The 13,097-nt window shown below is 58.1% G+C and carries 12 protein-coding genes; 7 read left to right on the top strand and 5 right to left on the bottom strand.

What is annotated here, in order from left to right; genetic code table 11:
• Positions 1-193: 193 nt before the first annotated feature.
• Both KDX30_RS09610 and KDX30_RS09605 read right to left on the bottom strand, forming a co-directional pair.
• Positions 194-1,282 carry an endonuclease/exonuclease/phosphatase family protein gene (locus KDX30_RS09610; protein ID WP_122707091.1) on the bottom strand — a complete coding sequence of 363 codons (1,089 nt, stop codon included), beginning with the start codon at positions 1,280-1,282 and terminating at the stop codon, positions 194-196.
• Between the two features lie 114 nt (positions 1,283-1,396).
• On the bottom strand, positions 1,397-2,074 hold the full coding sequence (locus KDX30_RS09605) for a YciC family protein (protein WP_231675619.1): 678 nt from the start codon (positions 2,072-2,074) through the stop codon (positions 1,397-1,399).
• A 179-nt stretch (positions 2,075-2,253) separates the two neighbouring features.
• Here KDX30_RS09605 and KDX30_RS09600 point away from each other — a divergent pair, with 179 nt between their 5' ends.
• The 4 genes from KDX30_RS09600 to KDX30_RS09585 all read left to right on the top strand — a co-directional run bounded on the left by KDX30_RS09600 (position 2,254) and on the right by KDX30_RS09585 (position 5,977).
• Positions 2,254-3,018 carry a DUF2076 domain-containing protein gene (locus KDX30_RS09600; RefSeq protein ID WP_099269454.1) on the top strand — a complete coding sequence of 255 codons (765 nt, stop codon included), beginning with the start codon at positions 2,254-2,256 and terminating at the stop codon, positions 3,016-3,018.
• Positions 3,019-3,390: 372 nt separating this feature from the next.
• Complete coding sequence (locus KDX30_RS09595; RefSeq protein ID WP_099269455.1) at positions 3,391-3,867, top strand: NYN domain-containing protein; 477 nt, start codon at positions 3,391-3,393, stop codon at positions 3,865-3,867.
• 22 nt (positions 3,868-3,889) lie between these two features.
• Complete coding sequence (locus tag KDX30_RS09590) at positions 3,890-4,501, top strand: 3'-5' exonuclease (RefSeq protein ID WP_027902938.1); 612 nt, start codon at positions 3,890-3,892, stop codon at positions 4,499-4,501.
• A gap of 141 nt (positions 4,502-4,642) precedes the next feature.
• Positions 4,643-5,977: a DEAD/DEAH box helicase gene (locus KDX30_RS09585; protein ID WP_231675618.1), complete on the top strand. Its 1,335-nt coding sequence runs from the start codon at positions 4,643-4,645 to the stop codon at positions 5,975-5,977.
• Positions 5,978-6,081: 104 nt separating this feature from the next.
• Here KDX30_RS09585 and KDX30_RS09580 read toward each other — a convergent pair whose 3' ends face one another.
• Both KDX30_RS09580 and KDX30_RS09575 read right to left on the bottom strand, forming a co-directional pair.
• Positions 6,082-6,948 (bottom strand): MaoC family dehydratase, encoded by an 867-nt coding sequence (locus KDX30_RS09580; protein WP_231675617.1) that lies wholly within the window; start codon positions 6,946-6,948, stop codon positions 6,082-6,084.
• Positions 6,949-6,984: 36 nt separating this feature from the next.
• Complete coding sequence (locus tag KDX30_RS09575) at positions 6,985-8,340, bottom strand: 3-oxoacyl-ACP reductase (RefSeq protein ID WP_231675616.1); 1,356 nt, start codon at positions 8,338-8,340, stop codon at positions 6,985-6,987.
• Between the two features lie 114 nt (positions 8,341-8,454).
• Here KDX30_RS09575 and KDX30_RS09570 point away from each other — a divergent pair, with 114 nt between their 5' ends.
• Positions 8,455-9,732: an acetyl-CoA C-acetyltransferase gene (locus tag KDX30_RS09570; protein ID WP_122707095.1), complete on the top strand. Its 1,278-nt coding sequence runs from the start codon at positions 8,455-8,457 to the stop codon at positions 9,730-9,732.
• A 153-nt stretch (positions 9,733-9,885) separates the two neighbouring features.
• Here KDX30_RS09570 and KDX30_RS09565 read toward each other — a convergent pair whose 3' ends face one another.
• Positions 9,886-10,914, bottom strand: coding sequence for a bile acid:sodium symporter family protein (locus KDX30_RS09565; protein ID WP_099269460.1), 1,029 nt, complete (start codon positions 10,912-10,914; stop codon positions 9,886-9,888).
• Between the two features lie 84 nt (positions 10,915-10,998).
• On the opposite strand from KDX30_RS09565, the gene KDX30_RS09560 reads away from it, so the two are divergent.
• Entirely contained in the window at positions 10,999-11,805 is an 807-nt protein-coding gene (locus tag KDX30_RS09560; RefSeq protein WP_406643815.1) for an AraC family transcriptional regulator, read from the top strand.
• Positions 11,806-12,040: 235 nt separating this feature from the next.
• Positions 12,041-12,937, top strand: coding sequence for a PA4780 family RIO1-like protein kinase (locus KDX30_RS09555; RefSeq protein ID WP_027898139.1), 897 nt, complete (start codon positions 12,041-12,043; stop codon positions 12,935-12,937).
• Positions 12,938-13,097 lie beyond the last annotated feature (160 nt).

The following is a 13,097-nucleotide window of genomic DNA, read 5'->3' as shown; positions in this document are numbered from 1 at the left end:
CATAACCACCAGAGTGACACGCTCGTTTTGGACGATCCCATGTTGGCTTGCCAATACATTTCTGTGGGAGCGAATTCATTCGCGAATGGGCCGGTACATTCGCAGCCTATGTATTGCTTGAAATAATGCCTTCCCGAATAAATTCGGTCCCACAGAGGAGGGCGAGCCTGATATTGGCGCGATTCAATGGGCTTCAGGGCAACACCGGCAACAAAAACCGCCCAATCACTGGCAAATGATTGGAGATCAGCAGCGTATCTTCCTGGCGCACAGCCGCCCCCACACGTTTGAGTCGCGGGCTGAAAAACAGGTAATCCACGGTGCGGTCAGGGCCACTGACGCGCGGATCATTGGGGAAGTGCGTTAGCCATTTCGCGCGATCAATGCCGCCGACTTCAACGTTGTTCGGGATCATCGGGTATTTGTCCCACAGCACATGCAACTGGCTGTCTGGCTGATACAACGAGCGCTGTTCGGCAGGCAGACGTTGATACTGACCCAGCGGCAGCAGGTTGAAATCCCCGCCGATCAGCCAGGGCGTGCCAGTGGCTTCGAATTTGTCGAGCAGCTTGCTGGTCGCCTGCACCTGACGCTGCATGGCGTCGTCGCCTTCAATGAATGTGTCCAGATGGGTGTTGATCACAGCCAGATGACCGCCGTCGCGCAGGGGCAGGTAACTGACCAGCAATGCGGGTTTGCGCTGGAACTGTCGACTGATCAGGTTGGCGTCGCGAATCGGTAGCTGAATGCGTTCGGCCCGGTCGATTTCGAATCGGCTCAGGGTCGCGAGTTTCATGCCGACGCTGCCTGCGATGTGCCGATTCGGGACGAAATCGGCTTTCCAGTAAAACGCCTCGGAGCTGCAGGGATACAGGTCGGTGACGCGCTCTTGCAGCAGCGCCAGTTGATCGTCGTAATCGGTGTTCTTCGCGCCGTCGTTCACTTCCTGCAACAGGACGATGTCCGGCTGTTCGTCGCGAATCACCCGGGCGACTTCATCAAGGTTGAAGGCGACATCTTCCGGCGTTGGCCGCTCGTCCTGACCGCTGCCATCAGTCACGTCATACCAGAACACGTAACGCTTGCCCGCCAGATACTGGATGTTCCAGGTCATCACCTTGAGCGCTTGCCCGGGTATCAAACGGGGTGCTTTATCAGCAGGACTGCAGCTGACAGGCAGTTCTTCGCGGGGTACAGGGCGCCAGGTCAGGGTGTAGACCAGCCCCAGCAGCACGCCGGCCAGCAATACAAGAATCAGCATGAAACGGATCAAGCGGCTCATCGGCTCGGCTTAGAACGCGTTGCGTTCAGTCAGAAGGTCGCGTTGCAGGGTTTCGAAAAAAGTGCAAACCCGAGCATAGCCCGACTGGAACATGATTGGCAGCCTTCGTCTCGTTTACTCCAGCTCTTCGGGTTGTTCAGGCGGTTCGTTGAGTAGCATGAACAGGCGAAACATCACCACGCTGGTGAATAGTTGCAGGAAGCTGCTGACGACGTTGATCAGCAAAACGGCGGCCTCATTTGGTTTCTCCGGGAGCAGGAGATAAGCGCTTCCTTCAAGCAGCGACAGGGGAATATAGATGCACAGCACGCAGGTCATGATGCGCACGAAGTGACCCTGGCTCATCTCGAAGCTTGCGCGCATCGCCATTAGCGGCGTCAGGCCGCGCAGTACCAGCAGGTATTCCGAAAACACCAGTCTGACCATCACCCAGATGCCGGGAAGGATAAACAGCGACAGACCGAACAGGATCAGCAGCGTGCTCAGCGCCGAGAGCACGGCGAAGGTCGGCCACATGCGTAATGCCATGGCGAGCAGGTCAAGCGTTCCAGGCTGGTCACCACCACGGGTGCGTGCATCCAGAAACAGGATCAGTGCACAGGTGTACAGCGGGTAGAACAACACACCGATCAGTAACTCGTAAGTCGATGAAGTGTTGGCCGCCAGCGAACTGCTCAGCGCCTGCTTGGCCAGCGCCTCAACGATCACCAGCGGCAGACACAGCACCAGAATGCTCGTCAGGTTGCGCCGGAAAAAGTACAGGGAGTCGGTAAGAATGGTCAGCGGGTTCATTAGGATCGGGTCGCAGAAAAAGCAGTCGGTCACTTTAGCTGGCTAACCAGGTACCGGCCAGAGCCTTCTTAACATTTACGACAGTCTATTGAAACGCCCCGGATTAGCCCCATTACCTTGCTTACGCATTGGCTATTCGGCCAGGCGAAGATTTTTAACGGCAATCTAACGAGGTCGCCATGAACAGCGAAGAGCAAACCCTGATCGATGGTCTTTTCAGCAAACTGAAAAGTGCCGAAACCGGTTCAGCCCCCCGTGACGTCGAGGCTGAGGCCAGGATCAAGGAGCATCTCAACCAGCAGCCCGCCGCGCCTTATTACATGGCGCAGGCGATTCTGGTGCAGGAAGCGGCAGTGAATCAGCTCAACCAGCAGGTCAAAGAGCGCGATGAGCAAATCCAGCGTTTGCAGGCTGAACTTCAGCAGGCGAAGGCTCAGGGCTCTTCGGCTCCGGCGCAGGGCGGTGGTGGGTTTCTGTCGAGCATCTTCGGTGGCGGAGGCAACCGTCCGCAGTCTCAGCCGCAGCAGTCCTTCTCCCAGCCGCCAGCCTCGTCCGGTGGTGGCTGGCGCGACGGTGGTCCTTCCAGCCCGCCGCCTTATAACGCGCCGCAGGGTAATCAGGGTAACTACGCCGCTCCGCAACAGCAGGCTCCACGCGGCGGCGGTTTTCTCGGTGGCGCGTTGCAAACCGCAGCCGGTGTCGCCGGTGGTGTAATGCTCGCGCAAGGTCTGAGCAGCATGTTTGGCAGTCACAATCAGCCTGAAGAAGTTGTCGAAGTCATCAAAGAAGAGCCTGCTCAGGTTGCTGATCATAGCCCTCAGGATTCTGGTGGCGGCTGGAACGATAACCAAGAGAGTGTGACCAGCAACGATTCATACGGCAGCGATCAAGGCGGCTGGGATGACGGCGGTTTTGATGGCGGGGATGATGATTCGTTTGTTTGAGTGTTGAGCTGAATAGCGCGGTACCTGTGCAGACTGTGTGAAAACTACTGCGCTCGGCAATACTGCGTTAAAAACAGGCGAAAAATGCTCATTTAGAACACCTAGACTCCGCTTTTTCGCCTGTTTTTGCCTTGTCTTGCCGTCGCTCGCTACGTTTTCACACAGTCTGTGTGGGAGCGAATTCATTCGCGAAGGTGGCGGCCATGAAAAATGTATATCTGATACACCGCTTTCGCGAATGAATTCGCTCCCACAAGTTTATCGCCAGGCCCCAGCGACTCAGCCACACACGAAACTGGCATACTAAGCGCCGATTCAACTTCTGAATCGGCGTTGTCGTTTGGCTGCGCTGCTGCGTCATGAGGATTACCGGTGAAGAAAATCGCTGTGTTCGCCGATGTACAGAACCTCTATTACACCGTCCGTCAGGCCCATGGTTGCCATTTCAACTATGCGGCGTTGTGGGCGGATATCAGCAAGCGTGGGGAAATTGTTGAGGCTTACGCCTATGCCATCGACCGTGGCGACAGCAAGCAGCAGCAATTCCAGCAAATCCTCCGCAACCTCGGCTTCACCGTCAAACTCAAGCCCTACATCCAGCGCAGCGATGGTTCGGCCAAAGGTGACTGGGACGTGGGCATCACCATCGATATCATGGACGTCGCGCCACAGGTCGACGAAGTGGTGCTGGCTTCCGGCGATGGCGATTTCGATTTGTTGCTTGAGCGCATCATCAGCAAACATGGCGTCGAAGCGGTTGCCTATGGCGTGCCGGGGCTGACCGCCAACTCGCTGATTCGCGCCGCCACTCGTTACGTGCCCATCGAAGGCGCGTTGCTTTTACGTTGATTTTTCAAAGGTTCATCAAGTGTTGGAACAAGTAGCGGTCATCGACTTTGAAACCACTGGTATTTCTCCCGGCCAGGGCTGCCGTGCCACGGAGATTGCTGTTGTGATCATGGAGCAGGGGCGCATCGTTGATCGTTTTCAAAGCCTGATGAACGCCGGTGTGCGAATTCCAGGCTTCATTGAGTCGCTGACCGGTATCAGCAACAGCATGATTCGTACCGCGCCGTCGGCCGAGCGGGTCATGAGTGACGTGGCTGATTTTGTGGGCACGATACCGCTGGTGGCGCATAACGCCTCGTTCGACCAGAAGTTCTGGGACTACGAGCTGTCACGCATCGAGCGCAGCCGCCAACAAAGCTTTGCCTGCTCATTGCTGTTGGCGCGACGCCTGATGCCGACTGCTCCCAATCACAAGCTTGGCACCCTGACCAGCTATGCACGCCTGCCCAACACCGGCAAGGCTCACCGAGCCATGGCCGACGCCGAAATGGCCGCCAACCTCACCGCGTATCTGACCAATGAACTGCGCCACACCCATGGCCTTTCTGCGATCTCCCACCAATTGCTCTGCACGCTGCAAAAAGTGCCCGCAGCGAAAATTAGCGACGCCATCAAACGCCAGCGCGGATTTTAAAGGCGTCGTCTATTGCCTTGTTGCCAGTATCTACAGCAGATTGACCCGGGCTAATGGCGAAAGCCGCAGGCGGTGCGGGCCGGAATAGTCCGGACAGGGTAAACTGCGCGCCATCTCGCGTGATTTATCTACGGTATTCAAATGACATTCGCCACACTCGGCCTGATCGAACCCCTGCTGCGCGCTCTTGAAACGCTCGGCTACCAGACTCCAACGCCTGTTCAGGCGCAGGCGATTCCACCGGTCCTGGCCGGGCGTGACCTGATGGCCGCCGCCCAGACCGGTACTGGCAAAACTGCCGGCTTCGCCTTGCCATTGCTGCAACGCCTGACCATGGAAGGCCCGAAAGTCACTCCCAACTCGGTGCGTGCGCTGGTGCTGGTGCCGACCCGTGAGTTGGCCGAGCAGGTCCACGAGAATATTCGTCAGTACGCCGAACACCTTCCGCTGAGCACTTACGCGGTCTACGGAGGCGTGAGCATCAACCCGCAGATGATGAAACTGCGCAAGGGCGTCGATGTGCTGGTCGCTACTCCAGGCCGCTTGCTCGACCTCTACCGCCAGAACGCGGTGAAGTTCTCCCAGTTGCAAACCCTGATCCTCGACGAAGCGGATCGCATGCTTGATCTGGGCTTCTCCGAGGAACTGCGCGACATCTACAAGGCGCTTCCAAAAAAACGTCAGACCCTGCTGTTCTCTGCGACCTTCTCCGACGCCATCCGCCAGTTGGCCGGGCAGATGCTCGACGACCCACTGACCATTGAGGTCAGCCCGCGCAATGTGGCGGCGTCTTCGGTCAAACAGTGGGTAGTGACGGTCGACAAGAAGCGCAAACCCGAGTTGTTCATCCATCTGCTGAAAAAACTGCGCTGGTCTCAGGTTCTGGTGTTCGCCAAGACGCGCGTTGGCGTTGATCAACTGGTGGATCGTTTGCAGGGATTGGGCATCAGTTCTGACGGTATCCACGGCGACAAGCCACAAGCTACACGTCAGCGGGCGCTGGATCGTTTCAAGGCCAGCGAAGTACAGATTCTGGTGGCGACCGACGTTGCTGCGCGCGGCCTGGATATCGATGATTTGCCGACAGTGGTCAACTTCGACCTGCCGATCGTTGCCGAGGACTACATTCACCGCATTGGTCGCACCGGCCGGGCAGGCCTGACGGGCGAGGCCATTTCGCTGGTATGTGCTGACGAAGTGGAATTGCTGTCAGCAATCGAGACCCTGACCCGTCAGACGTTGCGTCGTGAAGAAGAACCGGATTTCGCACCGGAACACCGCGTGCCAACCACCGATGCCAGCGGCCAGATCCTGAAGAAACCGAAAAAGCCGAAGAAACCCAAAACCTCTGGTGGCGGTAAACGCAACCTGGGCAAATGGATCGACAGTGGCGACACCGCGCCGGAAGCGCCATCGGCCAAGCCAGTGCGTAAAGTCCCGGTGTTCAACACGGGGCCGCGCAAGAAGAAGCCTTGATGTAAGTTTTCTCTGTTGGAGCGAGGCTTGCCCGCGAAGAAGACGACGCGATATGTCAGACACACCGTGTCATCGTTCTTCGCGGGCAAGCCTCGCTCCAACAGTTATTCGACAACCTCCGTCACCGGCTGCCAACTCCCCACCATGTGCACCAACCCCGGTGCACCTTCCAGGCGGAATTGGCCATGGGAGCCCGCTGCGCTGGCCGACAGCACAATCTCGCTGGGCAGGCGCACCGGCTTCTGGAACTGCACTCTGATATCGACGTTCGACGCCGGAAGATGGTTGGTCAGAAAGGCCAGGGTTCTTGCCTTGAGCCACATGCCATGGGCAATCGCCTTCGGGAAGCCGAACAGTTTGGCGCTTGGCCCGCTCAGGTGGATCGGATTGTAGTCGCCGGACACCTTGGCGTAACGTCGGCCAATTTCCGCCGCCGCACGCCAGCGTGCAACTTCTGTCATGGGCATATCCGCAGGCTCATAATCGCCACTCGCTGCACCTTCCAGTTTCACGTCGCGACACAGCATCGTGCTTTCTTCTTCCCAAAGCAGGCCCATTGAATCTTCAACCTGAGTGATCAGATCGAACGTAGCGCCTTTGTCGTGAGGCTGAAGGTTTTCAGCTTTTACACCGATGTACACCTTGTTCACGCTGCCCAGCGGCCGATGAATTCTGATCCGGTTAGCCAGATGAACCAGCCCCAGCAACGGGAAGGGGAAGTCCTTGGCCGTCATCAATTGCATTTGCAGATTGAACGCCAGCACGTGTGGATAAGTGGGCGGCAGCAGGCTGTTTTCGCTGAAACCACACACTTCGCGGTACTGAGACAGCTTTTGCGGGTCCACGGACGTCCAGCAACGCAAGCCGATATCAGGCAGTTCAGTGCCGGTCACCTTGCGCCGCAGCGCGGCCTGGACGAACAGGTTCGGCAGTGTCGGCAGGGAATCCAGGTATCGCCAGTGAGCGCTCATCGTGCATCTCCTTGCTCTTGTTTATTGTCTTGCGCCTTATGCGCCGATGACACTCTGACCACAGACCCGCAGCACTTGACCGCTGACCGCACCAGCACCCGGCTGGGCCAGCCAGGCAACCGCCTCAGCCACGTCCTGCGGCAAACCGCCCTGACCCAGGGAGCTCATGCGGCGGCCCGCTTCACGCAGGGCAAACGGCATGCTTGAGGTCATTTTGGTTTCGATAAAGCCGGGAGCCACGGCATTGATACTGATGCCGCGCTCGCTCAAAGTGGGCGCCATTGCCCGGGCCAGACCGATCAGGCCGGCCTTGCTGGTGGCGTAATTGGTTTGCCCACGATTGCCCGAAAGTCCGCTGATCGAAGCCAGCAGAATGACGCGACCGTTGTCGCGCAGGGTGCCACTTTCCAGCAGTGCTTCAGTCAATACTTGAGGGGCGTTGAGATTGACCGACAGCACTGAGTCCCAGAAATCGGCAGACATGTTGGCCAGCGTCTTGTCCCGGGTGATCCCGGCGTTGTGCACCAGAATGTCGATGCCACCCTGCAGATGTTCGATCAATTGCGCGCCCGCATCGGCCGCGCCAATGTCCAGCGTCAGGGCTTTGCCGCCCAGTCGTGCTGCCAGGGCATCCAGGTCTGATTTGGCCTGAGGCACATCGAGCAAGACCACTTCTGCGCCGTCGCGAGCCAGGGTTTCGGCAATCGCTGCACCGATACCGCGTGCAGCGCCGGTCACCAATGCTCTGCGACCGCTAAGCGGCCGACTCCAGTCCTGAACCTGTGATGGGCAAGCGCTCAGGCGGACAACCTGGCCGGAGATAAACGCGCTCTTGGGCGACAGGAAAAACCGCAGTGCACCTTCAAGCTGATCCTCCGCTCCATTGTCCACCTGCAGCAGTTGTACGGTGCCGCCGTTGCGCATCTCTTTGGCCAGCGAGCGGCTGAAGCCTTCGAGTGCTTGTTGGGTGCTGGCGGCAAGCGGCTCGCTGACGCTTGCGGGTGCGTGGCCGAGAATCACTACATGCGCGCTGTAATCGAGCTTTTTCAACAAAGGCTGAAAGAATTCGCGTAATTGCTTGAGGTCTTCGGTGCGCGTGAAAGCGCTGGCATCGAAGACCACCGCTTTGATTTTCGGGCCCTGATCGGCAACCCAGGCGGTTGCGCCGGGTACCTCCGAGCCAAAGCTGTAGATCGACTCGGTCAAGCGAGGAGCAAATAGCCGGACCTGATCGGCCAGCGGTCCCGCGCTGATCAGCAGCGAGCCTTCAACAGGGCGCAGACGTCCAGCCTGCCAGCGTTCCAGTCTGACCGGTTTAGGCAGGCCAACAGCGCCAACCAGGCGGCTGCCCAGGTCAGAGTTGGCAAAATCTATGTAGCGATCAGACGGCATGGAACACTCTCCTTGAGTCGGGGTTCAAAGGAGTTGACCACACTCAAGCGACGTTCGTTCGAGTATCCCCTACGCTGCTCATCAGCGAATCCGTATCAAGAAAGGGAGTTTTCAATGAATCAGCCACGCCGGGTCGCCATCGTCGGCGGTAACCGTATTCCATTTGCTCGCTCCAACGGCCCTTACGCCACCGCGAGCAATCAGGACATGCTGACCGCCGCGCTGGAGGGTTTGATCGAGCGTTTCAACCTGCATGGCCTGCGCATGGGCGAGGTCGTTGCCGGGGCTGTGCTCAAGCATTCCCGGGACTTCAACCTGACCCGCGAGTGCGTGCTGGGCTCGCGCCTGTCCCCGCAGACGCCTGCCTACGATCTGCAACAGGCCTGCGGCACCGGGCTGGAAGCGGCGTTGCTGGTGGCCAACAAAATCGCCTTGGGACAGATCGAATGCGGTATTGCGGGCGGGGTGGATACCACTTCCGATGCGCCGATTGGCGTGAACGAAGATTTACGTAACATTTTGCTGCAGGTTAACCGGGCCAAGTCCGTAGGCGACAAACTTAAACTTTTGTTGCAATTGCGTCCGCATAATCTCAAGCCTGAGTTGCCACGCAATGGCGAACCGCGCACCGGTCTGTCCATGGGGCAGCACTGCGAATTGATGGCGCAAACCTGGAATATCCCTCGCGATGCACAGGACCAGTTGGCGCTGGAAAGCCATCTGAAAATGGCCGCAGCGTATGCCGAAGGCTGGCAGAACGATTTGATCACACCGTTTCAGGGCCTGACCCGCGACAACAACCTGCGTCCGGACCTGACCCTCGACAAGCTCGCCAGCCTGAAATCCGCGTTCGAGCGCAGCGCCAAGGGCACGCTGACAGCGGGCAACTCCACACCGCTGACTGACGGAGCTTCATTGGTGCTGCTGGCCAGTGAAGAGTGGGCCCGAGAGCGCGGCCTGCCTGTATTGGCTTATCTGCGTGATGGAGAGTCTGCGGCGGTGGATTTCGTCAACGGCAAAGAGGGCCTGCTGATGGCGCCAGCCTATGCCGTGCCTCGGCTGTTGGCGCGCAATGGCCTGACCTTGCAGGACTTCGACTACTACGAGATTCACGAAGCGTTCGCCGCGCAGGTGTTGTGTACGCTGAAGGCTTGGGAGGACGCAGATTATTGCCAGACCCGGCTTGGGCTTGACGCGCCTCTTGGCTCGATTGACCGCAGCAAGATGAATGTCAAAGGCAGCTCGTTGGCCGCCGGTCACCCGTTTGCCGCCACGGGCGGACGTATCGTCGCCAACCTGGCCAAGTTGTTGAGTGTCGCAGGGGAAGGGAGGGGATTGATTTCCATCTGCGCCGCGGGCGGGCAGGGGGTTACGGCGATTCTTGAGCGGTGATGAGAATGGACACAACTGCCAATATTGGAATGCATTGTGGGAGCTGGGCTTGCCCGCGATAAGGCTGGATGCGATCTAGGATAGACCGAGGTGTCCTTATCGCGGGCAAGCCCAGCTCCCACAAGTCCTGTATTAACCTGATATTGGGCTTGCTCACGCCGCCCGGGCTTCCTCCAGCGCTTCCGCCGACAGTTGCAGCTTGTGCCGGTTTGAATAATTCTCGGCCATCACCGAACACACGATCAATTGCAGCGGGTGGTAGATCATGATCGGCAGCAGGATCAGACCCAGCCCCGGATTGTTTCCAAAAATCAGCGCTGCCATCGGAGCACCGGCCGCCAGTGACTTTTTGGTCGCACAGAACACCGCCGCCACCTTGTCCGCATGATTGAATTTCAGGACGCGGGCCGTGCCGGTGGTCAGTAGCAGGATCACTACCAGCAATGCTGCACTGCCTGCGAAGGCCATGGCGATGACCGAGTTGCCCTGGGTTTGCCACAGCCCCGACACCATCGAATTACAGAACGCCGCGTAGACCAGCAGCAGGATCACGATCTTGTCGATCAGGTTGGTGTACTTCTTGTGTCTGGCGAAAAACTTGCCCACCAACGGACGCACCAACTGGCCCAGGATGAGTGGCAGCAGCAACATCAGGCTCAGTTTCAGCAACGTGGAACCCAGGTCGATGCCGCCAGAGCCGGTACCAACGACCAGACTGACCAGCCACGGCGTCATGAAAATGCCGAACACGCTGGACATGCTGGCGTTGAGAATCGCCGCTGGGACGTTGCCGCCTGCACTGCCGGTCAATGCCACCGAAGAGGAAATGGTCGAGGGCAGTGCGCACAGGTACAGGAAGCCCAGCATCAACAATGCCGGAACGTAGGCACCAAATGCCTTGTCGCAGGCCAGCCAGATAATGGGGAACACCACAAACGTGAAGACCTGCACCATGATGTGCAGGCGCCAGTTCTTCAGGCCGTTTTTGATCTGCTCGCTGGAGAGATTGACGCCGTGCAGGAAGAACACCACGAACACGCCGATGTTGATGACGTATTCAGCATGCATGCCGCCACCCGTGGCACCAAAGCCCGGGAAGAAGTAGGCCAGAACCGTGGCCAGGACCATCCCGCAGAGGAACCAGTCGGTGACGACGCGTTTGAGATGTTTGAGGACAGACATAAGCGCTCGGCAATTGTTTGTAAAAATAGATGTCCGAAGGCTAACGCACTCGTAAACTTCCGTCTTGCGACATAAGGCCATTCCATAACGGCTAACGGACAAATTCATATGCATCGTCATGGCAGCGAGCGACAGATTCCAGCATTGAGCGAATTGCCGCGTCCATTGTATGCCCGCGCCGAGAGCTTGAGCGCTGGATCATGGACGCCGCCACATCGTCATGAGTGGGTGCAATTTTCCTACGCGATCAGTGGCGTTCTGGGCGTGCATACCGCCGAAGGCAGTTTCTTTGCCCCCCCGCAGTGGGGTGTCTGGATACCGGCGGGGCTGGAGCATGAAGTGGTGACCTCCATGCGTGCAGAAATGCGCAGCCTGTATGTACGCAAAGAGGACTCCGGCTGGGCGCCGCAGCGCTGTAGGGTTCTGGAAGTGACGCCTTTGGCTCGGGAGCTGATCAAAAGCTTCTGTCATTTACCCGCCGAGTACCCCTTGGGTGACACCAGCGAAGCGCGACTGGTGCAAGTGCTCATGGACCAGTTGGCGCATCTGCCTGAAGTGGGGTTCTCGTTGCCCTTGCCTCGTCACCCGCGTCTTCTGGAACTGTGCAATGAACTGATCGAAAACCCGAGCCAGTTGATCACGTTGCACGATTGGGCAGTACGTCTGGGCGCTTCGGAGAAAACCTTGATGCGCCTGTTCCTGCGTGAAACGGGTTTGAGCTTCCGTGGCTGGCGGCAGCGTGCGCGGCTGCTTTCATCCCTTGGCGCGCTGGAGAATGGTGACAGCGTAACCAATACGGCGCTGGCCTGCGGCTACGACTCGACTTCGGCGTTCATCGCGGCTTTCAAGGGGTTGTTCGGGTTCACTCCCGGTGAACTGTTCAAGCAGTAATTGACCGGATTACCTTACGCAATGCGTGCAGTGGCTGAAGTTTCTTACCTTGAGATCCAGGTTTGTTTTTTTGCTCTCTAACGGCATGAAAGCTGCTTTATATCGGGGCGATGAGGGTTTTTCCGACAGAAACTATCCACATCAAACGTCAGCTCCTACTACTCGCTGGCAGAGGATTGCCGTATAACGGGCAACAATCGCGTGTTTGGCAACGAAGGACCCACAATAAAAGCTGATGAAAACTCCTAAACGCATTGAACCCCTGATCGAGGACGGTCTGGTGGACGAGGTGCTGCGCCCGCTGATGAGCGGTAAAGAGGCAGCTGTTTATGTGGTGCGCTGTGGCAATGAGCTGCGGTGTGCCAAGGTTTACAAGGAGGCAAATAAACGCAGTTTCCGTCAGGCATCCGAGTATCAGGAAGGCCGTAAGGTACGTAACAGTCGTCAGGCACGGGCGATGGCCAAGGGCTCCAAGTTTGGTCGCAAGGAAACAGAGGATGCCTGGCAGAACGCCGAAGTGGCGGCGCTGTTCCGGCTGGCTGGCGCTGGCGTTCGGGTTCCCAAGCCATACGACTTCCTTGAAGGCGTGTTGCTCATGGAGATGATCGCCGACGAGTATGGCGACGCCGCACCGCGATTGAATGATGTGGTTCTGGAGCCGGATCAGGCTCGGGAATATCACAAGTTTTTGATCGAGCAGATCGTACTGATGTTGTGTACCGGTTTGGTGCATGGTGACCTTTCGGAGTTCAACGTGCTGTTGACCCCGACTGGCCCGGTGATCATCGATTTGCCTCAGGCTGTCGACGCAGCGGGTAACAACCACGCGTTCAGCATGCTGGAGCGTGATGTGGGCAACATGGCTTCCTACTTCGGCCGCTTTGCGCCTGAGTTGCGTAAAACGAAGTACGCCAAGGAAATGTGGTCGTACTACGAAGCAGGGACCTTATCGCCAGCGACAGTGTTGACCGGCGAGTTTGATGAACCGGAAGACGAGGCCGATGTGGGTGGCGTGTTGCGGGAAATCGAAGCCGCGCGTCTGGACGAAGATCGTCGCCAGGCCGCCCGCGCTGCCGACGATGCTCCACCGAGCAAAACTGCCGAAGAACCGCCTCCGCCCTGGATGCAGTGATCGGCCGTTAATAAAAACCCGGCTTCGGCCGGGTTTTTTGTGGGCGGAAGGCTGCCAATATCGCCACTGTCATTTGGGTTGGAACGCTGTTCCCCTGTGGGAGCCGAGCTTGCTCGCGATAAGGCTGGACTCGGTTGACTTAGATCGCGTCCAGCCTTAT

Origin of the sequence: Pseudomonas quasicaspiana (assembly GCF_021147825.1) — a bacterium.
Classification (GTDB): Bacteria; Pseudomonadota; Gammaproteobacteria; order Pseudomonadales; family Pseudomonadaceae; genus Aquipseudomonas; species Aquipseudomonas quasicaspiana.
The sequence above is the reverse complement of the archived record's forward strand: the minus strand, read 5'-3'. Positions and strand labels throughout refer to the sequence as shown.

Excerpts from the sequence above, each read along its gene's own strand:
- KDX30_RS09610 (WP_122707091.1), bottom strand. The coding sequence starts at position 1,282 with ATGAGCCGCTTGATCCGTTTCATGCTGATTCTTGTATTGCTGGCCGGC.
- KDX30_RS09575 (WP_231675616.1), bottom strand. The coding sequence starts at position 8,340 with ATGCCGTCTGATCGCTACATAGATTTTGCCAACTCTGACCTGGGCAGC.
- KDX30_RS09555 (WP_027898139.1), top strand. The coding sequence starts at position 12,041 with ATGAAAACTCCTAAACGCATTGAACCCCTGATCGAGGACGGTCTGGTG.
- KDX30_RS09600 (WP_099269454.1), top strand. The coding sequence starts at position 2,254 with ATGAACAGCGAAGAGCAAACCCTGATCGATGGTCTTTTCAGCAAACTG.
- KDX30_RS09570 (WP_122707095.1), top strand. The coding sequence starts at position 8,455 with ATGAATCAGCCACGCCGGGTCGCCATCGTCGGCGGTAACCGTATTCCA.
- KDX30_RS09605 (WP_231675619.1), bottom strand. The coding sequence starts at position 2,074 with ATGAACCCGCTGACCATTCTTACCGACTCCCTGTACTTTTTCCGGCGC.
- KDX30_RS09580 (WP_231675617.1), bottom strand. The coding sequence starts at position 6,948 with ATGAGCGCTCACTGGCGATACCTGGATTCCCTGCCGACACTGCCGAAC.
- KDX30_RS09585 (WP_231675618.1), top strand. The coding sequence starts at position 4,643 with ATGACATTCGCCACACTCGGCCTGATCGAACCCCTGCTGCGCGCTCTT.
- KDX30_RS09565 (WP_099269460.1), bottom strand. The coding sequence starts at position 10,914 with ATGTCTGTCCTCAAACATCTCAAACGCGTCGTCACCGACTGGTTCCTC.